The 22,758-nt window shown below is 69.0% G+C and carries 21 protein-coding genes and 3 pseudogenes; 13 read left to right on the top strand and 11 right to left on the bottom strand.

Translation table 11 applies throughout. From position 1 onward, the window contains the following. Positions 1–31: 31 nt before the first annotated feature. Complete coding sequence (locus ACLJPL_RS33055) at positions 32–487, bottom strand: MarR family winged helix-turn-helix transcriptional regulator (protein WP_411084640.1); 456 nt, start codon at positions 485–487, stop codon at positions 32–34. Between the two features lie 92 nt (positions 488–579). On the opposite strand from ACLJPL_RS33055, the gene ACLJPL_RS33050 reads away from it, so the two are divergent. Beyond that, the gene (locus ACLJPL_RS33050) at positions 580–1,512 is read left to right on the top strand and encodes an alpha/beta fold hydrolase (RefSeq protein ID WP_411084639.1); all 933 of its coding nucleotides are present in this window, start codon (positions 580–582) and stop codon (positions 1,510–1,512) included. Between the two features lie 72 nt (positions 1,513–1,584). Here the strand turns inward: ACLJPL_RS33050 and ACLJPL_RS33045 are convergent, their stop codons facing one another. The 3 genes from ACLJPL_RS33045 to ACLJPL_RS33035 all read right to left on the bottom strand — a co-directional run bounded on the left by ACLJPL_RS33045 (position 1,585) and on the right by ACLJPL_RS33035 (position 4,023). Further along, positions 1,585–2,466, bottom strand: a complete 882-nt coding sequence (locus ACLJPL_RS33045; RefSeq protein ID WP_411084638.1) for an alpha/beta fold hydrolase — start codon at positions 2,464–2,466, stop codon at positions 1,585–1,587. A gap of 80 nt (positions 2,467–2,546) precedes the next feature. Further along, complete coding sequence (locus ACLJPL_RS33040) at positions 2,547–3,125, bottom strand: TetR/AcrR family transcriptional regulator (RefSeq protein WP_411084637.1); 579 nt, start codon at positions 3,123–3,125, stop codon at positions 2,547–2,549. A 424-nt stretch (positions 3,126–3,549) separates the two neighbouring features. Next, complete coding sequence (locus ACLJPL_RS33035) at positions 3,550–4,023, bottom strand: MarR family winged helix-turn-helix transcriptional regulator (RefSeq protein ID WP_411084636.1); 474 nt, start codon at positions 4,021–4,023, stop codon at positions 3,550–3,552. An 83-nt stretch (positions 4,024–4,106) separates the two neighbouring features. On the opposite strand from ACLJPL_RS33035, the gene ACLJPL_RS33030 reads away from it, so the two are divergent. Continuing rightward, positions 4,107–4,997 carry an alpha/beta fold hydrolase gene (locus tag ACLJPL_RS33030; protein ID WP_411084635.1) on the top strand — a complete coding sequence of 297 codons (891 nt, stop codon included), beginning with the start codon at positions 4,107–4,109 and terminating at the stop codon, positions 4,995–4,997. 167 nt (positions 4,998–5,164) lie between these two features. Here ACLJPL_RS33030 and ACLJPL_RS33025 read toward each other — a convergent pair whose 3' ends face one another. Next, positions 5,165–5,470 (bottom strand): peptide deformylase, encoded by a 306-nt coding sequence (locus ACLJPL_RS33025; protein WP_411084634.1) that lies wholly within the window; start codon positions 5,468–5,470, stop codon positions 5,165–5,167. On the opposite strand from ACLJPL_RS33025, the pseudogene ACLJPL_RS33020 reads away from it, so the two are divergent. Beyond that, positions 5,445–5,726, top strand: a pseudogene (locus ACLJPL_RS33020) (sortase domain-bontaining protein); the annotation flags it as partial. The gene ACLJPL_RS33025 and the pseudogene ACLJPL_RS33020 overlap by 26 nt on opposite strands. 219 nt (positions 5,727–5,945) lie before the next feature. Here the strand turns inward: ACLJPL_RS33020 and ACLJPL_RS33015 are convergent. Continuing rightward, positions 5,946–6,683, bottom strand: a pseudogene (locus ACLJPL_RS33015) (SDR family NAD(P)-dependent oxidoreductase). 92 nt (positions 6,684–6,775) lie between these two features. Here ACLJPL_RS33015 and ACLJPL_RS33010 point away from each other — a divergent pair. Together ACLJPL_RS33010 and ACLJPL_RS33005 are read left to right on the top strand one after the other, a co-directional pair. Then, positions 6,776–7,414: pseudogene (locus ACLJPL_RS33010) on the top strand (LysR family transcriptional regulator); the annotation flags it as partial. Further along, a complete protein-coding gene (locus ACLJPL_RS33005) occupies positions 7,407–9,554 on the top strand; it encodes a discoidin domain-containing protein (protein WP_411084633.1) in 2,148 nt (715 codons plus the stop codon). The pseudogene ACLJPL_RS33010 and the gene ACLJPL_RS33005, both read left to right, overlap by 8 nt. A gap of 1,362 nt (positions 9,555–10,916) precedes the next feature. On the opposite strand, the gene ACLJPL_RS33000 is transcribed toward ACLJPL_RS33005, so the two are convergent. From ACLJPL_RS33000 to ACLJPL_RS32985, 4 genes are all read right to left on the bottom strand, one after another. Then, the gene (locus tag ACLJPL_RS33000) at positions 10,917–11,672 is read right to left on the bottom strand and encodes a hypothetical protein (protein ID WP_411084632.1); all 756 of its coding nucleotides are present in this window, start codon (positions 11,670–11,672) and stop codon (positions 10,917–10,919) included. Between the two features lie 178 nt (positions 11,673–11,850). Then, positions 11,851–12,930 carry a tyrosine-type recombinase/integrase gene (locus ACLJPL_RS32995; RefSeq protein ID WP_411084631.1) on the bottom strand — a complete coding sequence of 360 codons (1,080 nt, stop codon included), beginning with the start codon at positions 12,928–12,930 and terminating at the stop codon, positions 11,851–11,853. A gap of 59 nt (positions 12,931–12,989) precedes the next feature. Next, complete coding sequence (locus ACLJPL_RS32990) at positions 12,990–13,265, bottom strand: helix-turn-helix transcriptional regulator (protein ID WP_411084630.1); 276 nt, start codon at positions 13,263–13,265, stop codon at positions 12,990–12,992. A 235-nt stretch (positions 13,266–13,500) separates the two neighbouring features. Further along, positions 13,501–14,169 (bottom strand): tyrosine-type recombinase/integrase, encoded by a 669-nt coding sequence (locus tag ACLJPL_RS32985; protein WP_411084629.1) that lies wholly within the window; start codon positions 14,167–14,169, stop codon positions 13,501–13,503. A 1,257-nt stretch (positions 14,170–15,426) separates the two neighbouring features. On the opposite strand from ACLJPL_RS32985, the gene cutA reads away from it, so the two are divergent. Next, on the top strand, positions 15,427–15,753 hold the full coding sequence (gene cutA / locus ACLJPL_RS32980) for a divalent-cation tolerance protein CutA (protein WP_411084628.1): 327 nt from the start codon (positions 15,427–15,429) through the stop codon (positions 15,751–15,753). A gap of 52 nt (positions 15,754–15,805) precedes the next feature. Here cutA and ACLJPL_RS32975 read toward each other — a convergent pair whose 3' ends face one another. Then, positions 15,806–16,774: a transcriptional regulator gene (locus ACLJPL_RS32975; protein WP_411084627.1), complete on the bottom strand. Its 969-nt coding sequence runs from the start codon at positions 16,772–16,774 to the stop codon at positions 15,806–15,808. Positions 16,775–17,190: 416 nt separating this feature from the next. Here ACLJPL_RS32975 and ACLJPL_RS32970 point away from each other — a divergent pair, with 416 nt between their 5' ends. The 7 genes from ACLJPL_RS32970 to ACLJPL_RS32940 all read left to right on the top strand — a co-directional run bounded on the left by ACLJPL_RS32970 (position 17,191) and on the right by ACLJPL_RS32940 (position 22,756). Next, a complete protein-coding gene (locus ACLJPL_RS32970) occupies positions 17,191–17,709 on the top strand; it encodes an ATP-binding protein (protein WP_411084626.1) in 519 nt (172 codons plus the stop codon). A 134-nt stretch (positions 17,710–17,843) separates the two neighbouring features. Next, entirely contained in the window at positions 17,844–18,275 is a 432-nt protein-coding gene (locus tag ACLJPL_RS32965; RefSeq protein WP_411084625.1) for a hypothetical protein, read from the top strand. Between the two features lie 130 nt (positions 18,276–18,405). Then, on the top strand, positions 18,406–18,660 hold the full coding sequence (locus ACLJPL_RS32960) for a hypothetical protein (RefSeq protein ID WP_411084624.1): 255 nt from the start codon (positions 18,406–18,408) through the stop codon (positions 18,658–18,660). Positions 18,661–18,755: 95 nt separating this feature from the next. Beyond that, entirely contained in the window at positions 18,756–19,238 is a 483-nt protein-coding gene (locus ACLJPL_RS32955) for a DUF6082 family protein (protein ID WP_411084623.1), read from the top strand. A gap of 31 nt (positions 19,239–19,269) precedes the next feature. After that, complete coding sequence (locus tag ACLJPL_RS32950) at positions 19,270–19,965, top strand: HAD family hydrolase (protein ID WP_411084622.1); 696 nt, start codon at positions 19,270–19,272, stop codon at positions 19,963–19,965. After that, positions 19,962–21,809, top strand: coding sequence for a hypothetical protein (locus ACLJPL_RS32945; protein ID WP_411084621.1), 1,848 nt, complete (start codon positions 19,962–19,964; stop codon positions 21,807–21,809). The genes ACLJPL_RS32950 and ACLJPL_RS32945 overlap by 4 nt, the downstream gene beginning before the upstream one ends. Further along, complete coding sequence (locus ACLJPL_RS32940) at positions 21,806–22,756, top strand: thymidylate synthase (protein WP_411084620.1); 951 nt, start codon at positions 21,806–21,808, stop codon at positions 22,754–22,756. Before ACLJPL_RS32945 ends, ACLJPL_RS32940 begins: the two co-directional genes overlap by 4 nt. The last annotated feature ends 2 nt before the right edge of the window (positions 22,757–22,758 follow it).

Genomic DNA, 22,758 nt, shown 5'->3' with positions numbered 1-22,758 from the left:
CCCCGCACGCCGAGAGGCGGAGCCCGGCCCGTCAGCAGTCCGCCTCGTCCACTTCCCCGGGTGTGACGGCTTCACGCTGGGCGGTCCGCGCGACGCGGGAGAGCAGGGTGCGCAGTTGTGCTGCCTCCGGCGCGTCGAGGTCGGTGAGCAGGCGGTCCTCGGCGGCGGCGAGGCTGCGCCGCACGCCGTCGAGGCGGGTGCGGCCAGTATCGGCGAGGAGAACCTGGCGTGCGCGGCGGTCGCGTGGGGCGGGCCGGCGGGTGACCAGACCGTGCGCTTCGAGGTCGTCAAGCAGGTAGGTCATGACTGTGCGGTCCAGGCTGACCTGTTTGGCCAGGGCCAGTTGGGTGGGGGGCTCACCCCCGGCGAGGGCGACCAGAACGAGATAGCCGCGGGCCCCGCCGGGGAGGTCGGCGACGGACTGGGTGGCGACGCGACGGAACGCGGCCGAGACCAAGCGGATCGCCCAGCCCAGGCCCGCGCCCAAGGCACGCTCACAGGGGAAGTCTACACAATGCGCTTACCGTCAGATGTTCTTACGCACAGAACATCTGGCGTGCATAGTGAAGTGGGTCAGCCATGAGTGCCACCAACCGCACCGCCTCGCGCGGCCGGCCGGTGACCGGCGCTCCCCTCCCGCGGAAGGCCATCCTCATGCGCACTGCCGATTGGCTCCCCGACGGCTTCCAGGTCCAGCGCGTGGCCACCAACGGAACCCACCTCTCCGTGGCCGCGGGAGGGGACGGGCCGGCCCTGGTCCTGCTCCACGGCTGGCCGCAGACCTCGCGCGCCTGGGCCCGCGTCATGCCCGCCCTCGCCCGTACGCATACGGTCATCGCCCCCGACCTGCGCGGCACCGGGGCCAGCGACCGGCCCGCCGACGGCTACGCCAAAACCGACCAGGCCCGCGACATCCGAGGCGTCCTCGACGCACTGGGCCTCAGCGGCCCGGTGGCCGTGGCCGGCCACGACATCGGCTCCATGATCGCCCTCGCCTGGGCCGCCGCCCACCCCGACGACATCTCCCACCTCGTCCTCGTCGACGCCCTCCTCCCCGGCCTCGACCTGGAAAAGGCGATGAACGTCGCGGAGGGCGGCATGTGGCACTTCGGCTTCTTCATGACCGAGCACCTGCCCGAGATGCTCTTCGACGGCCACGAACTGGAGTTCTTCACCGCCACGTTCACCGCCATGGCCAACCCCGGCACCTTCACCACCGAGGACCTCGCCGCGTACGCGCACGCGTACACAGGCCGGGAGCGGCTGCGCGGAGGTTTCGCGCACTACCGCACGCTCCTGGAGGACGGCCGCGAGAACCGCGCCCTGCTCGCCCGGCGCGAGCTGTCCATGCCCGTCCTGGCCATCGGCTCCGCACAGTCCGGCACCGCCACCGCCCAGGTCCTGAAGCCTTACGCGAAGGACGTGCGGGGAGCGGTCGCACCGACCGGACACTTCGTCGCCGAGGAGGACCCCGACTGGTTCACCAGGACGGTGACCGGGTTCCTCACCTGAACTCTCCGTTCGACCGCGCTCCCGGGCCACGCTGTCGGGGCGCGGACCCGCCCTTCGCGGAGGAGGTGCGGATCACCAATGCCCGGCCAGGAACGGCACCATCACCGCGGCCATCTCCTTCGGCACCTCCTCCGCCAGGTCGTGTCCGGCGTCGAAGACGTACCCCGTGACGTCGTGGGCCATGGAGCGCATCTGGGACTCGTTGCGCTCACCGATGAACGCCGAGCCGCCGAGCGCCAGGACCGGGATGTCGAGCTTGTGCTGCGCGGCGCGACGGTTCTGCTCGGCGTCGACGAGCATCGCCCGGTAGATCGACAGCATCGCGCGGATGCCGCCGGGCATGGTGTAGCAGCGCACGTACTCCTCGACCGCGTCGGGGGTGGCGGTGTCGGGATGGGTGCGCTCGTTCTTGATCATGTACGTGATCAGCTCACGTTCATGTCCGGCGATCAGCATCTCGGGCACGTCGGGCTGGAAGTAGAAGCCGAGGTGCCACAGGTGCATCCCGCTGCCGACGTTCTCCGCGGTGAGCGCGGTGTGGTCCTCGAAACCGAAGCCAGGAAAAAGCGCCTCGGCGAAGACGAGAGCACGCACCCGGTCGCGGTGGCGGGCCGCGACCTGATACCCGATCACCGCTCCCCAGTCCTCGCCCGCCACGGCGTACGTCTCATGCCCGAGCCGGGTCATCAGCTCCGCGATGTCGTCGCTCATCGTCTCGGAGTCGTAGCCGTCCGCGGGACGGGCGGAGTCGCCCAGCCCGCGCAGGTCCGGTACGACGACTGTGTGATGGGGAGTCAACTTGGGTACGAGGTGACGCCAGTGGTAGCCGGTCTTGGGCACACCGTGCAGCAGCACTACGGCCGGGCCGGACCCGGCCGAGCGGTAGTGCAGGCTCGTTCCGTTGACGGCCGCACGCCCGGTGCGGAGGGGTGCTCCCGCGTGGTCGAACATCATCTCTGTTCCAGCCTTCCTGTTTACTTGATCGATCGATCCAGTTTTCGGGAGGGAAAGTCGGGCTCTCGGGTGGTCAGGGGTCAGTCGAGAGTGGACAGTGCGATGTCCACGACGGGTTCGAGCGCCCAGGCGTCGGGGGTGATCTTCGAGGAGACGAGCAGCCCATTGAGGAGAGTCACGAGGAAGGCGGCAAGCGCGTGCGGATCGTGCCGCGCACCGATCTCGCCCCGCTCCGCCGCGGCCCGCAGCACCTCGGTGAGAGCATCCCGGGTGGCATCCTGCACATCACGCACGATGCGGCGGACGGGTGGAGCACCCGGCAGCCGCTCGCAGGCGGCGTTCACGACCAGACACCCCCTGCCGTCCTGCTCGACGGCGATGCGGACCCTCTCCATCAGGAGCCCGCGGACCGCCGAGCGCGCGTCCACTCCCTGCTCCAGGTCGCGCACGGCCGCCGCCGCGAGGGTCGTCCGATAGTGCGTCAGCGCGGCCCGGTACAGACCCTCCTTGTCACCGAACGCCGCATACAGCGACCCTTGCCCGATACCCAGGTGCCGCGTCAGATCCCGCAGGGATGTCCCTTCGTAGCCGTGACTCCAGAACAGCTCCATGGCGCGGCTCACCGCCGCCTCGGTGTCGAACTCCCGGGTTCTTCCCATGTCAGCACTCTATACCGATCTGGATCGACCGATCAAGAAAATGATTCCACCCGTCACAGCGGTACTCACCGTTGACGACGGCCGCGCTCCGGACGGGATCGCCCGGGACAGCGGCAATGCCGCCTACCACCCCGGCGAGCCCGCCACCGTCCCGCTGCCCGCAGAGCAGAGCAGCCTCGGGCAGCGCCGCCGAGAAGGACACGGAACCTGCGGGGCCATGCGAGTAGCGCACACAGAGGACCTGCACGTACACCTGCCCACGCCCGCCTCAACCGTGCCGTCGGGGCAAGCACACAGCCGCCCGACCGCGGTCCGCACCGACACCAGGGCCCGGATACCGCAAGCCGAGCTCAACATCGAACACGCACCCGACTGCCCGACGGCGCCCGTCGATAAGTTGTGCGTCGCGCAGGTCCGAGAGGGCCTACACGTCCAGGTCGCGCGCGGTCCAACCCGGCGAGTCAGGCCGAATCACACCGTTGCCGACGAAGGCTCGAAGCGTCTCCTCAAGTGCGGACAGCGACGCCGCACCCACCTGCTCCTCCCACTGCCCACGCAGCCTGTTGAAGATGACTTGGCCTTCCTGCAACATCGCGAGTCCGTGCTCGGTGACGTGAAGTCGTGTTCGTCGACGGTCGACCGGGTCGGGTTCACGCTTCAGGAAATCGCGCTCCTCCAGTACGGCGATCGTCTTCGCGGCCGCTTGCCTCGTCACCGACATCCTGCGGGCGAGTTCGGAAACGCTGTCCGCACCGGACAGGATCGAATGGAGGGCGAAGTCATGCACCGGCCGGACGTCCTCGTACCCGAGCTCGGCGAGCTCGGCGGTGGCCCGTTCCGCGAAAGCGCGGAAGCCGGCGAGCAGGAGCAGGGCAAGGTCGGCACCTGATCTGGACATGCCGTCAGCATACGACCCCCTTGACATGCGCAACCTGGTTGCCCACTATGTAAGCAACCAGGTTGCCTATTCGGGAGCTTCTCATGACCACCATCACGCCCCCCGGGGCGACCCTCCCCGGCGTCACGCACCACCTCGCGGACGTCAACGGAACACAGCTCCACTATGTCTCCGCCGGCACCACCGGCTCTCCGATCCTGCTGGTGCACGGCTGGCCGGAAACGTGGTGGGCGTTCCGCAAGCTGATTCCCCTGCTCGCCGAGACACACCGGGTCTTCGCCCCCGACCTCCGCGGATTCGGCGACTCGAGCAACGCCGATACCGAGTACGGCGAGGCGGTCACGGCGGAGGACCTGCACCATCTCGTCCAGCACATCGGCGCAGGCCCGGTCCACCTCCTGTGCCAGGACATCAGCGGCGGCGCGGCCTTCCGCTTCGCCGCACTGCACCCCGAGGACGTCACCAGCTTCACCGGAGTCGAGACGACCCTGGCCGGCTTCGGACTCGAAGCCCTTGCCGACGTGAACAACTTCGGCTCCTGGCACGTCGGCTTCCTCGGCGCTCCTGGCATCCCGGGGATGCTCCTCCAAGGCCACGAACGCGAGTTCCTGGCCGACTGGGCGCTCCCTCTGATGCACGGGACGGATGGTTCCATCACGGAGAGCGACATCGACGAATTCGTCCGCACCTACGCGCGCCCGAACGGCTGGCGCGGCACCGAGGGTCTCTACCAAGAACTCTTCGCCGACAAGGGCGCAACCAGGGCTCTGGCCCAGTCCCACCCGATCGCAGTGCCGGTGCTCACGGTCGACGGTGCCAATCACCCCTTCACCGAGAACACCTTCCGCCAGGCAATCGCTGGCGAGATCACCCCGGTGCACCTTGACGGAGTGGGTCACTCCGTCGCACAGGAAGCCCCCGAGGCCCTCGCAGCCACGATCATGGACTTCACCAGGCACATCGACAACAAGTAGGGCCCTCCTTCGCCTTGTCGTGACGGCACGCAACTGCCGCACAGTCCGGGCGGGTGCGTTGTGCTCTTCGAGATACGGCACCGGCGCCACCCGGCGTTCGCAGCGCCGCGTCGCGGACTCCGTGCACTCCGGGGCTCAATGGCCTCAGACCACTCTCTCTGCCTTCACTACGCCGCCGCCCCGGTCCTTCCGAAAGCTCTTCTTCGGAAGGACCGGGGCGGTCGTGGATGGGCTCGGCAGACGTCGGCCACTACTGCTTGTAGGCCCAGGAGTGTCCGGTCTGCCGATACTCCTCGACCGGGATGGGATCGATACCTGTCGCGCATCCGTGCGGTGTAGAGCAGGCCATCCAGGTGGTCGATCTCGTGGTGGATCAGGCGAGCCAGCCCGCGGTGGTAGGTGGTTTTAGCCACCTGGCCGTCCAGCGTGGTGGTCTCCACGGTGATCCGGAGCGGGCGGGGAGGCCCTGCCATCTTCCTCAACCTCAACGCACTGCGCCGGGGCGACAAGGTCAATGTGGTGCGCGCGGACCACAAGACCGCGGTGTTCACGGTGGATACGGTGAAGACATACACGAAGGACAAGTTCCCCGACGACAAGGTGTACGGGGAAACCGGACGGCCCGAACTCCGACTGCTGACCTGCGGCGGCCGCTTCGACGAGAAGGCAGGCTACTCGGCGAACGTGGTGGTCTTCGCCCACCTCACCTCACTGAAAAAGACGGCCTGAACGCCGCACTCAACGCCCGGCTCCGCGAGGTCGTGGCGGGCGTTCCTCGCGATCCATTCCGGTCCGATCTTCTCCGCCGTGCCGCACGGGAGGGCACCCACGCCCGGCCCACCGGGGAGCCGGGGCGCTTCCGCCCGCTGTGGGAACTGCAGGGGCCGGATGGGTGTCGGCTCCCCCTGACACCGCCCAGCACGCGCTCGCGCGCCGCGGTCTGCCCGGTCACCAGGGCACGGAGCCCTCGTCGTCGAAGAGGCCCCCGGTCGGCCCGTCGTCGGGGAGGATCGCGAGCCTGATCGCGACTGTGCTCCTTCCTCGGCGGTACGGGTCCCGCTGAAGCCGTTCAGGTCAGAGGCCACATAGCCGGGGCAGGCGTTGTTCACGAGGATCGGGGTGGAGCGCAGCTCCGCGGCGTACTGGAACGGTGACCGCGTTCAGGAAGGTCTTCGTCGGCGCGTAACCCCCGCTGATCCCTCCGAGGTCGATGCCGGGGTCGGTCTGCAGGGTCAGGGAGGCGACGTGGCTGGACTGGTTCACGATCCGCGGATGCGCGGAGCGGCGCAGCAGGGGCAGCATCGCGTTGGTGACCCGGATGACCCCGACGACGTTGGTGTCGACCAGCCGCAGGAGGGCAGCGGGGTCGAGCGACGTCGGCTCGTCGGGCCAACCGCCCGCCGCACCGGCGTTGTTGACGAGGACATCGAGCCGGCCCGCGCGTTCCTCCATGAGCCGGGCGGCGGCGCTCACGTCGGCGTCGTCGGTGACGTCGAGCGGGACGGCGAAGGCGTCCACCCCCCGGGCGCACAGCGCCGCGGCGGCCTGAGCGCCGCGCTCCCGGTCTCTGGCGCCGATGCCGACGCTCCAGCCGAGCGCGCCGAGGCCCGCCGCGATCTCGTATCCGATTCCCTTGTTCGCACCGGTGACCAGCGCGATCGTCTGTTCGCTCATGTCCGCCAGCATCGGCGGCCGGGCGCCGGGGACCAACACCGTAGGGGCCTGGCAGCGATGCCTTCACGGCATCGGTCGTGGTCCGGGCGGGTTACGGTGCCGACATGGAGATGCGTGAGCTGCGGTACTTCGTCGCGGTCGCGGAGGAGCTGCACTTCGGTAGAGCGGCCGAGCGGCTGGGAATCGCCCAGCCTGCGCTGTCGCGTGCGCTCGCCGGCCTGGAGCGACGGCTCGGCGTGGTGCTGCTGGAGCGGTCCAGCCGCCGGGTCCGGCTCATCGATGCGGGAGCGGTACTGCTGACGGAGGCGCGGGCGATCCTCGCGGCGGCGAAGGCCGCCGAGCGACGTACCCGGGAAGCGGCCGAGCGGCGGCCGCGTATCACCCTGGCGGTCAAGACCGGTACGGCGGGCGAACTGCTGGCCAAGGTGCTCGACGCGTACGCCGCACACCCCGGCGCGTGCGCGGTCGATCTGCTGCTGTGCGAGGCACACGAGCAGCGGGAGCTGGTGTGCTCGGGGCGGGCGGACGTGGCGCTACTGCATCTGCCGTTCGACGCCGTCACCGGACTGGACACGGAGGCCCTGCTGACCGAGGGGCAGGTCGCGGTCCTGCCCGGCGACCACCCGATGGCCGGCCGGACAGCGGTGTCGCAGGCCGAGGTGACCGCCGCGCCCGGCCCTCCCCCGGCCCGCTGGCCCGCACTACCAGGCGGAGCTGTGGCGGACCCTGCTGGGGGTGATGTCGGACGCGGGTGAGCCGCTGATGCCGATGGTCAACGACCGCGAGCACCTCTACGGCCGGGACGTGATCCCGCTGGCGTTCCTGTCCCGGGTGATGGGCGACCGGGCGGCGGCCCGCGCGGAAGTGGAGCTGGCGGCGCGGCTGGAGGCGTACCAGGCGTATCCGCCGGAGAACCGGCTGGCGAAATTCTCCGGTGAGCCGAAGTACGAACCGGAGGCGCGTGCCGAACTGGCCATCAGCTACCTGCTGCACGTGTGGCCCGGTGCTGGTCGGTCCGTCGTGCCGCTGTCGCAGCGGGAGCTGTTCGCGTACGCCTCCGGGGTGACGGACTTCGGGGAGGGGCCCGGCCTGGTGTCGCACCAGTCCCCCGCCGCCTGGGCCGGTGCGGTGTCCAAGCCGAAGTTCGTGAAGTTCGCCTGGCAGCCGGGCCACGACGACTGGCTGTTCCGGATCAGCGGAGCCACGCCGATGTTCCTGCCCTCGACGGGCGTGGAGGTCACCGGCCGCTCGGTGCGCACGCACACCCGGCTGCGCGACGGATTCGACGGGAGCGCGACGCTGCTGCGGCTGAGAGACGGCTTCGCGGGCTTCACCACGCTGCCCAGCGGCGCGGTGGTCCACGCCGCCGGAGGACCGGACACCTCGGGCGGCCGGCTGGAGGTGCACAACCTCACGATGCCGGGCGTGGCGGGCCTGGACGGCAGGCGGACGTACCGGTTCGCCGAGGGGCCGGCCACGGTCGTGTCCCGGGACTCCTCCGGTGGCTCGACGGGCCGCGTCGACGAGTTGTCGTTCGACCGTACGACGGTCCGTCACCTGCGGGTCCAGGGCGTGACGCCCGATCCGGCGTACGGCTACTCGCTGTTCGCCGTGGAGGCGCGGGACGGGGCCGACGGGCGCGAGCTCGCGCGCGGCGGGCGGGCCACCGCGTCCTCGTCCGCACCGGGCAGGGGCCCGGAGCTGGCCGTGGACGGGGACGGCACGACCCGCTGGGCGGTCTCCACCGCCGATCGGCCGCGCCCCGACAGCTGGCTCGCCGTGGACCTCGGGGAGCCCCGCGCCCTGGACCGGGTCACCCTGCGCTGGGAGAGCGCGGCGGGCCGGAGCTACCTGGTGCAGGGCTCGGACGACGGCGAGCGGTGGACGGACCTGGCGAGCGGCCCCGTACCGGCGCTGCGCAGCGAGGGCGGCTGGCTGGACGTGGACGGTCGTGCGGGCCTGCTGGTACGCGGCGGGCAGGGCCCGCTGGCGGTGTACGGCGACACGATCGTGCTGGCGGAGGACGGCGGTACGGGCCCCCTGCTCGTGGAGGGCCACTGCGGGGTCTCCGCCGACGGCCTGCGCGAACTCGCCCGTCGGCCGGTGCCCACTGCCGGGGACGAGAAGGTGCGGGCGGCGGTGACGGACGGTCACCTGAGCCTGTTCAACCTGTCGGACCGGGCGATGCGCACCCCGGTCGCCCTGGTACAGGAGGGCCGCCGCCGGGAGGTCTACGAGGGCGAGCAGGTGGTAACCCGGGACGGGCTGCGGTACGAGGCGCGGCTGGAGGCGGCTTCGGCGCTGCTGCTGCCGCCCCGCCTCTCGCTGGTCCCGCTGTCGGGCCGGTCGCTGCCGAACGGGCTGCGGGCGGAGGTCGTGGACGCCGCCACGGTGCGCCTGACCGGGCCGGTCTGCCGGGTGCGGGTCGAGGCACAGGGGCGCAGCGCGGTGGCGGTGGTGCGGCCGGGCCGGGGCACCGAGGTCACGGTGCGCGGGGCGCAGGCGTATCCGACGACGGACCTCGCCCTGGGCCGGGCCGTCTTCCCGAACGCGCCGCTGCCGACGGGGATGTCGGAGCCGTCGGCGGCCGTCGACGGTGACCCGGACACGGTGTGGCGGCCGGGACGCGACGGCCGCTTGGTCGTGGATCTCGGGGCGCGGCGCGCGGTGGGCCGGGTGGAGGCCGAGTGGTTGGCCGGGCGGGTCCCGGGCCTGTCCGTGGAGTTCAGCGACGACGGGATCGGCTACCGCCGGGCGGGCGCGCTCACCGGTCATGGCCGGGTGCGGAGTCTGCGGGCCACGGGGGCCCCGCGCTATGTGGCGCTGCAGGTATCAGGCACCCCGGAGGGGCGCGGTGGTCTCGTGCGGCTGTCGGTCCGCTGACGGACCGGCCCCGCCGGAACGCCGATCACGTGGACGAACCAGTGCCTCAGGGCACGCCGGTTGCCACCCGGCGTGCCCTGGGGCATCAGCAGGGTCCCGGTCCGCTCGTAGTGGCAGGTCCTGTCGGCTGCTGCCGACGCCTTCACCGCAGCGCAGAGGTCCAGCCACTCCGCAGCCCTCGTCGGCGGTGAACAGCAAGAAGCGCTCGGAGCTGCCCGCCACAGCCTTATCGGCCTCGGGCCGAAGGACCAGCCGCCATGACTCCTCCTCCGTGCGAACGAGGTCCGCAGGACCGGCTCCTTGGCCTGGCGGCGGACAGTATCCGGGCACCGGTCCAGGCCCCATCGCGGGTAGCCGCGGTGCGAACTCGTCGCGGCAAGGCAGCGCCGAGGCGAGTACGTCGCATCTGGCGGTGGACGGTGGTGTGCAGGAGGTGCTCGGTGAGCGATGCTACCCGGCCGGTGAAGGCCAAGTTAGCGGCTAATACGTATTACTGGAAGCGCCTTCCTACCTGGTCGGCACTGCACGGCGCCGACAGGATCGCGCCGAGCTCCGTCGGCCGAGCCGCTTCCGGCGAGACACATACCGGGAGTCTGCCCACGCTCCACCGGAGGGGACTTCGGGAAACGGTGCAACCTACCCGGACGAACCTGGGCAGCCTGAGAGGGGCGCGGGCCAGAGCCCCTTGGCCACCGGCTCCGCAATCGCCACGTACTCCACATGATGCGTCATCGGAAACACATCAGATCATGAGGGACGGGGCATACCTGCAGGTCAGGCATCAATTTTCGACCTGCCAAGTGAACCTTCGGGTGCTGTGAGCGTCAAATGAGCGTCACGACAGTCCGGAGCAGCTTCCTCACGAAGCCGCTTGGACCAGGTCTGCCGACCAGTCGTCGGCAGTTCCACACCCTGCGGAACTCGTTCCTGTTTCGGTGGCTGTCGCGCCATACGTAGGCGCAGTCGAACAGGCTCACATCACCCTCGGCCACGCCGTTCTGGTCCGTGGGGGCTCCATCCCTTGAGGTGTGGTTCGAGCTCCTCCGATGTGGGTTCACGTGTGCGGGGCATGCCGGGAAGTTCACTCAGAGGGTCTACCGACTTTACATATGCCCTTGCCCACTCCAGCCAGCGTCGGGCTGAGTCCAGTGCCGGCTCGTCCGCGGTGCCCTCCAATTCTTGGATACGACGTTCAAACGCCATGCAGTACGCGCTGAGGGCGGCCGCCTCCTGCCACCCCCTGGCCTCTTCACTCAGCACATGGGCAAGCTGTTCACGAACAGCTTGTTGCTTCGCCACAGCCAAGGCCGCCTCCCAGCGAACCTCACGATCCGCCTTGGCCTGCTGTTCATCCTGTCGACGCTAAGTGTCCTCGGCGGCTCGCGCTTCAATCTCCCCGAGGATCACACCGAGGGCTTCTTCAAGTGTCCGGCTCTTCCGATTCCGCCAGCGACCGGGCCTGTCTCCGAGACCTTGGGCGAGCTCCAAGACGAGACGGGCAGAGCGCTCCGGATTCGTGGACTCTGGGAACTCCTGCCTAGCGGAGATGGTGTACGCGAAGCCGTCGACAGTGACGTCCACTCCGCCCTCGCGCGGGTGAAAAGCGGACCTCGCCTTCCGCACCTCGTACCCTCGGCGTACTGCCTCAGCCACGAGCCCCTGCAGCAGCAGAAGCGCCCTGCGGCGCAACGCAGGCGGCATTGCCAGCCGACTCTCATCGTCTTTGAGCTTCGCCACCACCGGATGCAGATTTCCCAGACGTGCGGGGACTGGTATTGGTTCCCCGGCTGCCTTCGACCGCTGGCTCCGCGCGTTGGGATGCGGGCCGTCAGCAAGGAACAGCTCCAGTCCCGGCCCACCGTAAGGGACCTTCTCAATACGTCGGCCCGCCGGCTCCATGCCGTGGCGCTTCGCGTAATTGACGACGCGCCGCCACTCCGCGACCTCGTCGTGATCCGGCTCAGCGATCCGCACGCGCCCCTCGGCGACGAGCCGCTCGATCAGTTCCTGCGCCTTCGCCCGCCGGGCACGCGCGACGGGACGCTCGCTATAGGGCGACCGAGGCTGCGCAAGCTTCGTCGGCTCACCGCCGTCAGCAACCACAGAGTCGTCGATCATCAGGAAGCAACGATCCCGCATCACAGCGGTCGAATGCCAGCCGCTTGACACAAGCGTCGATCGGTCTCGTCGACAACGGAACTCTCGGGGAGCCTCATGCGGCGGTGCCATCCCGGCCGATCACCCGTGCACCCGCACACACCTTCGCCCCGTCCACAGTGGACGGGGCGAAGGGCACTCATGCAGCGATGGTGAGCGGGGACTCCATGCGTTCCCAGGCACCGAGCACGGCCTTGTGGGCATCTGGCTGGAGAGGGGCGTAGCGCTGGGTGGTCTGAAAGCTCTCGTGGCCGAGGAGGTGTTGGACCTCGTAGAGGGAGACGCCCTTCTGTACGAGCCATGAGGCGCAGGTGTGGCGCATGGAGTGCGGCGGGTAGTGCGGGACGAGCGGCTGCTCGCCGTCATCGTCGAAGTAGTAGGCGCTGTCGACGGTCGGCCACCATGTCTGCCGTCGCCAGTTGCCGTCGTTGAGGAGGCGGCCGGCCCGGCCCTTGGTGAGGGTGGTGAACACCACTGCGTCACGGTCGAGTCGGTGGATGTGGCGCTCCGGCGCCTCCGGGACGTGGGGCGGGAGCGGTACCTCGCGGCGGCTCTTGGGGTACTCCTTGATGCCGCTCTTGGTGTTGACCTCGACGACGAACAGGCGGGAGCGACTCTGGTCGATGCGGTGGCGGTGCAGCCCGGAGAGCTCGCCCCATCGCAGCCCGGTGTAGAAGCCGAGCAGGCACATTGTCCGCCACACGGTCGGGAGCTCGTCCAGCACGCTCTGCGCCTGGTCGAGCGTGAACCACTGGGGCGACTTGACTGCGATCTGGGGCAGGTCGATGCTGCGGCAGGGGCTCACCGCGATGACGTCGTCGTCGACGGCCGTGCGCATGATGGAGGACGTCAGGTTGTAGGCCCGCTTGATGGCCGCGGCCCCAGCGCCCTTGTCAATCAGGGAGCGGATCCAACTCTGCACATCCATGCGGGTGATGGCCCGCATCTCCCAGTCGGCCCAGTAGGGCATGACGTGGTTCTTGATGCTCGACCCGTCTCCCTGCAGCGTGTGGGGCTCGACGACGCGGGCGTCCCACCACCGGTCGTGCCAGTCGCGGAAGGACGTTTCGCCAACCCGTGAGGCACGCAGTCCCCCACGGGCGAACTGGGTCTCCATCTCCAGTCCCCAGGCACGCGCCTGCGTCTTGAGGGGAAACGATTCGCTGAACCGGTCACCGAGCCGGTTGCGAACCGTCGCCTGCCAGTTGCCGGTCTTCAACTTGCGTAGGTACAGCCCAACTCCTCATGTCAGTACGGAAGGCCCCTCGCGGGCCGGGGTCAGCGGCGCGGTGTCGGTGCGACGACGGCGCGGCTGGAGATGAACTCGTCGAGGCCGGCGGCGGGGACGCGGATTCGCGAGCGGCCCGTGCCGGTGCGCAGGCAGGTGGCGGTGGTGGTGCTCGGCCCGGTGCCGAGCCCGCGCGGGATAGCGGCCGGGGCCGCGGGATAATCGACGACTGGAAGGTTGCCTGCGGCGATGAAGCGGTAGACGGTGCGGCGGTCGACGTCCAGAACGGCGGCGACGGCAGGGATGGACAGCAAGCGTGGAGGCATGGGTGAGTTCTTGGCGTGGAGCGTAAGGGGGTGCGGCGGCGAGGCGGCCGCCAAGCCAGTCCAGTCCGTGGTGAAGGCCGCAAGCCCTGTCAGGGCGGGGTGTAGCACGTCACGGGACGGCTGGGTTCCTGCGCACATGAGCCAGGCAGGAACGCTCTCGGCGGCGAACCGGAGGGCGTGGGAAAATGGGTCTCGGATAGCGGCGCTCCGCTGATCTGGCGAAGCGCCGCCCGGTTCATCGGTCAGTCAGCTCTGGCAGGCGAGTCGCCTGAGCGAGGCGCTCCCAGTCGATCTCTGTCGCTTCGAGACGGAAGCAGTACGGGTAGCGAAGCGCCAGCCAGGCTGGGGCCACTCCAGCGAGCTCGGCCACCGTGGCGACATCGACGCCCAGCCTCAGCCATCGCACCAAGGAAGACTCCCGCAGGATGTCGACGGACTCCCCCAACCTCCAGGCCAGCATGTGGTCATGGGGCAGCACGGCCTCTTGCGCCTGCTCCCACAGCCCCACGTATGCATCTACCGAGAGTCGCCCACCACGCGCGTCGGGGAACAACAGATCATCCTTCTGGAGACCGGCATCGTTGATCCACCCGCGCAGGAACAAGGCGAACCCCGGTCGCAGCGGAACCACTCGAGCCTGCCCTCGACAGCCAGCCGTCAGCTCACCAGAACCACCCGGACGAAGGACAACATCGCGAACACGCAGGGATCGCGCTTCACTCGGACGGAGTGCCCCCTCAGCCAGGGTGACCAGGAAGGGGTACACCGAGCGACTGCCACCCGCCTGCTGGCGTATCCAATCCAATAGCGAGAGAACTTGCCTCTCGGAAAGTATCCATTCCTCATCCAAAGCATCGACCAGCACAGCAGCGAACTCCTTGCGGAAATAGGGGATCTGTCGCACGCGGATCGCTCGACAACAACAATCGTCCACACGATCCCCGGTTTCGGTAACCGGGGATCCCGTGCTACAAAGGCAGGGACCCGCCCACTGGCCCGTGCGGAGTTTCTGGTCGCGCCAAGCCGATTACATGAACCTACGACTAAGCCGCCGACATCTAGGTTCACTTGCAGCAGCCGAACTAATCCAGTCCCCTGGCGCCCCAATACGTCTGCCGTCGGCGAACTGCTTCTGGCGCAGAGTTCAAATGCGCAAAAGTTACTAAATTCGGGCAAACCGCACTACAGGGCTCACAAACAAAGCAGGCGCCTTCTAAGTGCGTGGCCGCAGGTTCGAGTCCTGCCGGGGGTGCCACTGACGTCGCGTCAGATAGGTGGCGTTTTCGCAGGTCAGACTGTGTCTAACTGCCGTCCGAAGGTAATCGAGATCGCCCCCTCCGCAGGGGCCAGAGTCCGGCTGACACCGGCCGAAACCGGCTTTCTACGGGTGTCCGTCCCACATACGTCCCACTCCCTCAATGGTCTGCACGATCCCCGGTTTCGGTAACCGGGGATCGTGGGCTATATTCCGCCGCGCAACCGAGGACTACGAGGTGAGCCGGCAGGACCTGAGCGTGGGGTGCTCGTCGTCTTCGACCAGGACCACGAGCCCGTTCTCGGTGAGTCGGCTGAGGTTGCGAGCCACGACCCGTTCGGGAGTGCCGACGGCTCGGGCGATACCTCGGGCCTCAGCACCAGGGTGGGCCGCGACGTGCGCAAGCACAGTCAGGTCTTGGCGATGCCCGCGCTGCACCAGATCCTCACCGAAAAGGCCGGCGGCGCAGACGCAAAGGCACAGGGCTGTGGAGAGAGCGGCGTAGTCGGCTTTCGTCTGGGCGGTCCATGCGTTCATGGCGCCGAGCGCCAGAAGGATCGGAGCAGTGACTCGGGCCGATCGCAGTGCGACTTTCGACAGGTGGGCCTCCTTGCTAGGGACCAAGGCGTGAGACGTAAGACGGCACGGCGCGACGCGCTGGGAGCGTCTCTGAACTGGTGTTTTCCGGGGAGGTTGTACGTTGACATGGTCGTCGGGAGTAATTCCAGTCCCATGGCACTCTTTCTCGTCTGCCAAGGGCGAATCCGACCTTGGGGGCCGTCGGCGGTCACAGCCGGCGGCCTCGGCGACGGAAGCGAGTGAGCGTGCTTACGGGCACCCACGAGCCCCAGGCCGACGCCGAACGTCTGGATAGGGTCGCGGTACCCGAGCTGGAGAGGTATCCGCATGGACCACGAGATTGTGATCGCGCAGACGACCAGCGACGACGAGGAGCAGGCGAAGTCCCTTGCCAGAGGTGCTGTCGAAAGCAAGCTGGCAGCAGGCGTCCACATCGATGCGCCCATCACGGCCTTCTACTGGTGGCAGGGGAAGGTCGAATCGGCTCAGGAGTGGCGGATCTCCTACATGACGTCGTCAGATCGCCTCCCCGCTCTGAAAGCCTGGCTGCACGAGAGGCACCCGTACGACGTTCCGCAGTGGGTCACGCTGCCCGTGACGGGAGGTTCGGAGGAATACCTGTCCTGGGTCGTCGACGAGACGCGCACGCAGTAAAGGGCCCACAATTTAGCACCTCGCTCCTTCCGAGCTGGCGCTCTGAGACGGTTTACAACGTCGCGAAAGTCAACAGGTGGCTGGCCAGGTCGTGCTCCGTATCAGGAAGCCCGGCGGCAATGGCCTCCGCCCGCTGACGCCCCATGGTGTTCGGCTTCGACTCTGCTGCCGCTGCGAATCGGTGCGCGACGTAGGCCCCGCGGTCTACGTCGCCGCCGCGCAGGAGTGCCGACGCTAGATCCCCAAGGATCACCACCCCAGAGTCGGGCAGTTCCTCACCGAGGCGCTCGACCGCGGAGTCTGCGGTCGCCGTCAGCTCTTGACGTCGGAGTTCGCCGTACACCGAGAGAGCTAGAGAGTCCATGCGATACGGCGTTACGAAACGGACCCACGCCTGCTCGCTCGTGTGGTCGGCGAAATCGTAAGCAAATCGCGCCTGGTCCAGGGCTCGGAGCGCACCGGCATCGTCCCTTGATTGAGCTGCCTCCTCCGCATACCGCCCCAGAACCCACGCCGCAGCGGTTGCGTTGCCTCGCCCACGCACGTCCTGAGCTGCCTGCGACAGCATCTCCAGCGCCTTGGCCGGAGTGGCGGCACCGTAACTGGCGTAACCCAGCGCCAAGGCGCGCAGAGGGGGGTGTCCGGCCTTTTTCGCGCACTCCGAGGTCACCTCGTAGTAGGCAGCGGCTCTTTCGTGCTGCCCCAGGTCCCAGGCGACCCACCCGGCAAGAGCTGCTGTCTCGCCTGCCGCGATAGCCAGTGCTCGCTCATGCGCACCGGCGCGAGGGAGAGCTGCAGTGATCGCGTCGAGGTGCGACTCGACCCGAGTCTGCAGGCTCCGAGCGCTTTCGCTCAGCTCGTCCACGTGAAGCGAAGCCGCATGTTCAATGAGGACTTCCGCGGACTGAGGGTCGATCTTGCTGCCTCTGCTTAGTGCATGGGCAAGCCGGCCCCACGGCTCAGCAGCCGCAGCCGCAGCCGCGCCGACCACGGCGCCTCCCAACAGCGTTCGACGCTTCACGTCGTCGAGGTCCTCCTCTTGGGCCCTGTTTCGCTCTCGTCGCCTGGCACGCGCGGCTTTCGCCTCGCGCAGCAACGGCTCCAGCGGGACGCCGCAGGCCAAAGCGATGTTCCCCAGCGTGTGGTCCGTGGGGACGTTGGCACCATTCTCGTACCGGTTGACCTCTCAGCGAGTCATCGTTGCCCGGCCGGAGGCGGCATTGATCGCATCGGCCTGCTCGTCCTGCGTCCGGTTCGCGTTACGCCGCAGGTGACGGAGCAGTTCGGCAAACGGATCCACTGCCATGAGTCTGACCTCTATCGGTGGGAGAAAGCCAATCCTCCCCCCAACTCCCCCCTTATTTTCCCCCCTTGACAAAGATTTCCCCCCTTCGGTTTCCCCTGTTCCGGATCACGAAGCCACGGTGCGATGTGCTCATGACCACGCACCGGACAACAACGCCGCCCCGACCTCGGGGCGACGACGGTGGCGCCCACGTCGTCGGCGCCTCGACCGCTCGGTGTCCGCTGGCCTCTCACGTCTTCGAGATGGCCATGGAGCCGGTAGATGTGCACGTCGCTCAAGCGCGACGAACGACGGCCACCGTGTTGAAGCACTGGTCGTTGCCGGAGACGTCGGCAGAGGACGCCCGGCTCGTCGTCTCGGAGTTGGTGTCCAACGCGATCATTCACGGTTCCGGGGACGTCCGACTTCGACTGCGACACGACGAGCACGAGCTTCGAATCCGAGTCACCGACGACAGCACGGCACCGGCGAGGCGACGACGTGCAAGTGCCGCCGGCCTCGGCGGTCGAGGGCTGCACCTCGTCGCCTGCCTGTCGCTTCGGTGGGGCGTCGCGGACGGCGGCCGGACGACGTACGCGGTCATCCCCACTCTCACGGAGGCACCCCCATGTCGCCGCACAACGCAGTCAAGCACGGAGCCGACGTGTTGAGCCTCGTCGCCTTTGATCGGGGGCGAGAGAAGCACACGGGCGGTGGGGCGCCGACCGCTGGCCGTGATCACCCGAGCTGGCCCTGCACCTCTGCCCCGGTGAAGCGCCAGTCCCGAGCTGGCCAACTCCGAGGCTTGCGCCAGCACTTCTACCGTCAGGCCGTCGACGCGCAGGCCGATCAGCCGCTGCGCGTGCTGGCGTACAGCCTGGTACCGAGTCCGAGGGCCCGACCCGACGAGGACTGGGGGACGCTACAGGCCGAGGCCGACCAGCTCGGTTACGTGATCGCCGCCCGGCTCCACGATGTGGCGGTCCCGGTGACCACGACGTACTTCCCGGCATCCAGTGCGAGCCAGGGCGTCTGCACGCCGCCTTGGGATCGACCTGGCTGGCGGGAAGCCGAGCGGCAGCTCCGAGAGGGCTTGGCCGACGGCGTGATCGTCCTCGACCGGCACCACATCAGCTCCGATGACGGCGAGTACCACGCCGTGATCAAGCATCTGGGCGAGCACTGCCGGGCGTTTCTCCACCTCGTGATCTCCGAGGAGCCCATCGCGCCGACTTGAAGGCGTCCACTGCGCTGGATGGACAGGAAGGGCTGGGGCTGGCGGCAGATCAGCGCCCAGATCGCCCTGATCGCCACCGTGAGCGTCGCGCTCGCCTTCACCTTCAAATACACCTGACCGAGGGCTGACCATGACTTTCGAGGGACACACCGATCGTGCGCAGCGCCTCCTGCCTCACCGCGAGCAGGGCGAAGCGCTCCTCGCCATCCGGGAGGCCGCCCCGTCGGCGCCCAGCGAAGAGGGCATCGACCTCTTCGCCGTGCCCGCCGGTGAGGTTCAGGGGCGTGGCTTCAACCTCTCGCGCTTTCACCGGCTCTCGCGCCTGCCGGCCGAGCCGAACGGATCGGTCTCGCCTTCGGCTGACGGCCCGCCGGACGCGGCCTGACTCTCCGCAAGCGAGCACGACGGCGATTACCGCTGCCCCGGATGCCGTCGCCGGTTGCCCTAACCGTCCCATCCATCCCTGAGTAAAGGTCGCAGATGAACCGTCCCGTTCTCGCTCTGGCCACCACCATCGCGCTCGCGTCCGCGGTGCACATCGCCCAGCGTCACCTGCAGCACCGCCAGTCCCTGGAGTTGGCGGTGCACCAGGCACACGGCCGCATGCTCGAAGTCGCTACCACGCACCCTGACTTGGATCCGATCTGGGTGCGCAACCATCCCGATCACGTCAAGGACGACGAATCGGGTCCGCTCCTGATGTGCCAGTGGTGGCTTGAGTTCTGGCGCACCGGCCTCAATCTCGGGGTGTTCACCCCCGCCGTTCTGCGGCAGAACGCGCGGAACTTCATGCAGGACCCGACGGCCCTCAAGGCGTGGGCGCTGACCCGCCACGGGCGCGCTCTGCAGTCCAGGGGGCGGTGGGACCGCATTCACGTGGCGTTGCTCAACGCGGCGTTCGAGGAGGCCGACGGTCCGGCCCAGTACCCCGAGTTGGAACTTGCCCCGGCCTCGGCCCTCTGAGACACGACGACACCCTGACGAGAGGATGATCATGACCGTTCGCACTTACGGATCGCCACCGGCTCCGGTCGCGCCGAGCGACCACAGGTCGCGCGCTCTTCTCCTCGACCTCGACGGCGTCCTGCTCGACACGCGTCCGGTGATGCGGAAGGCGTGGCAGCAGGTCCAAGAGATCCATGGCGTCGCGCTCCCCTTCCGCGACTACGAGCGCCACCTGGGCCGCGAGTTCGGGGACATCATGCAGCGGCTGGGCGTGACCGACGCCGAAGCGGTCCGCCAGACGTACGAGGCGGAGTCCGTGGCCACCGCGCACCTCGCGGAGGAGTTCGCTGGCATCGTCGAGACGCTCCACGCCTTCGTGGCTGCCGACTGGCGGCTGGGCGTCGTAACGTCCAAGCACGTCGACCGGGCGGCCCCGCTCCTCGCGCGCCTCGGATGTCCCTTCGCGACCATCCGCACGCCCGCCGGAGCGGGCCGGACGAAGCCGGCACCGGACCCGCTCCTCCTGGCGCTGGTCGACCTGGGAGTCGACCCCGCCGCCGCCGTCTACGTGGGCGACATGGCGGTCGACCAGGAGTCGGCCGCACGCGCCTGCGTCCCCTATGTACACGCTGCATGGGGCTACGGGCAGCCGACGGCTCCCGACCCCGAGACGGCCGCGTCGCCCAAGGAACTGCTGAGGCTCCTTCTCCCCGCCAAGCAGCTCGTCGAGGGGAGCACGGTGTGAGTCCCCGCACGGCTGGCGGCCTCGGCCTGGTCCGCTCCTCCAACGCCGGGAAACCGACGTGGGCTCTCGTTGGAACCGGCACCCTGGCGCACGCGCGAACCGACCACGTCCACACCACGGACCTGGAAGCGACGACCGTCGACAAGCAGGTACTGCGTGTCGGTGTCGAAGACGTCATGGCCGCCCTCGACCACTACAGCGCCACACTGGCCTCCACCCCGGGCGGAGCCGGCTGGCTTCACGTCCAGCACGTCCCCGTTCGACGCTTCGTCGCCGAGATCGTGCACAAGCTCCTGGCCCTGAACGCCTGGGCACCCTTCGCCTCGGCCCCAGGGCCCCTGACCCTGGCCCCGTACGAAGGACTCGTGGGACTGCGTTCGAGCAGCTCGCGTGAGTACCTGGCCTACACCGTGACGTGGTCCGGCGTCGCGTACCTGCTCGGGGCTGCGGCACCGCACACCCCGACCCGCTCCGCCCAGCTCCGCAACCGCGCCCGTACGAGTACGGCGAACACGGAGCCGAGTCCACTCCCCTCGAATCTCGGACGGCAGGACGTTCTGGCGCTGTCGTGGACCTCCCGCCACGCGGCCACGCTGACCCCGGTTCTCGCCGAACTGGCACGCGGCGGGCAGAGGAGCCTCCTGCTCGATCTCGCCACTGATGCCGCCGAGCGGTGCAGCGCGGGATCGACCACGGGTACCGAGCTGCGCTCGGCTCCGAGCGACCTCTTCACCCTCTCCGGTACGGCCGAGGGCCTCCACCGTCGCGACGACGAGCACGTCGTCCAGGTGGGAGGCCACGATGTCCTACTTGCCCGGCTCATAAGGCTCTTGTCCGTGCTCTTGGAGACCAGCGGGGGCTGCACCCAGCCGTCATGGCGGACGGTGGTGCGGGCGGAGAGCTGGCTCGACGACATGTTGTCGAGCACCCGGCCACACACCGTCCTACTGAGCAACGACACCAGCCCCCTGGGCGTACTGGCTGCGCACGCCGCCGAGCGGCACGGGGCGAACTCGGTGCACGTCCAGCACGGGGCGTGGACGGCGGAATCGGTCGCCTGGCCAGCCCTGCACAGCCGCGACATCATCGTCATGGGCGAGCGGGACCTCGTCCTGGGCCGTGGGTGGGCACGCCACCCCGAGGCCGAGGTGCACGTCCTCGGGCAGCCCCGCTTCGACGTCCTCACCAGCCTGAGCCGCCAGACACAACGGCGGTACCTGGAGAACCTGCTCGCTTCGGGGGGCCGACGCGCGCCGACCCGGATCGCGGTGTGGGCCTGCCAGCCCTTCAACCCCGATCACCTCAAGTCCCAGGCGGACCTCCTCCTGGACGGGCTCGCCGAGGCGGGCGGCGACTGGGGGCTCGTCATCGCTCCACACCCGGCGCAGGGAGCCGACGCCTTCACCGCTCTGGTGAAGCGGGACTCCGGGCCGCCCATCGCGGTGGCCGATCCCCGAGTCGGAGCCCGAGGCTGCCTCGCCGGCGCGGACGTCCTGGCGAGCGCGTACTCGACGTGCGGGATCGAAGCCGCGCTGCTCGGCATCCCGGTCCTCGAAATCGGCCCGCCGGGCGAACGCACCCTGAGCCTGACCAGTCACGGACTGGCGACCCGGTGCGAAGCCGCCGGTGAGGTCGCCGAAGCGCTCTCCGGCTTGCGCGCGGGCCCTGCGCCGATCCCTCGGGCGGCCCTGGACGCGGTCTGCCGGTGGCGCGGCGACAGCGCCACTCGGATCGCCCGGCTCATCACCGACCGTGCCACCTCCGGCCCGACGGCCGACGACTCCACCCACCACCACCCGGGCGCCGCTGCGTCGCCCAAGGACGAAGGAGCATCCGTCCGATGACATCCCTCACGGCCGACAGCATCGCCGAGCTGTTCTCCGGCGCCGTCACGCTGGCCAAGTCCGGCGAGAAGATCAGCCCCCGGGGCATGGCCACCCACGAAGTCCGCGATGTGCACCTGCTGCTCACCCAGCCGCGTGCCCGCCTGCTCTACGCCCCGCCCGCCCGCATCGTGAATCCGGCCTTCGCCGTCGCCGAGACGGTCTGGCACCTGTCCGGCTCCGACGCCCCGTGGATCTTCGACTACAACAACCGGCTGCGGCAGTTCGCCGACGAAGGCGTCCTCCGGGGGGCGTACGGCCCCAGGATGCGGAACTGGGCCGGCAAGGTCGACCAGCTCGCCCGCGTCGTCGAGATCCTCCAAGCCGACCCCGACTCCCGGCGAGCCCTGATCCAGCTCTACGACCCGGCCCAGGACGCCGCAGGGCACAAGGACGTGCCGTGCACCCTTGGGTTCCGGTTCCACCTGCGCGCCGGCCGCCTGCACATGGCGACCATGATGCGCGGTCAGGACGTATGGATCGGCATGCCGTACGACGTGTTCTTCTACACCGTGCTGCACGAGCTGGTCGCCGGATGGCTCGACGCCGAACTCGGGGAGTTTCACCTGCACATCGGCTCACTGCACATCTACGACGAGCACATCGAGCAGGCCGACATGCTCACCTCGCTCCCGGCGAGCGAGATCATGCCCGACCTGCGAACACCCTGGAACGGCTTCGGCGGCCTGCTCGACCAGGTCGAGGCCCGTGACGTGACCGGCCACCCCGGCTGGGACGCGATGGCCGAGACGCTGCGCAGCTACCGGCTGTGGAAGGACGGCAAGCGCGAGCAGGCGTGGCGGGCGGCCGACACGATCGACGGGCCCCTCGGCCAAGCCCTCACCGCCTGGTACGGAGAGCTGGAGCGGCGCTCGACCAATCGCGCCGCGACGGCAGGGGCAAGGTGACC

This window comes from Streptomyces sp. cmx-18-6, assembly GCF_046548915.1.
Classification (GTDB): Bacteria; Actinomycetota; Actinomycetes; order Streptomycetales; family Streptomycetaceae; genus Streptomyces.
This window is presented reverse-complemented; position numbering and strand designations above follow the sequence as displayed.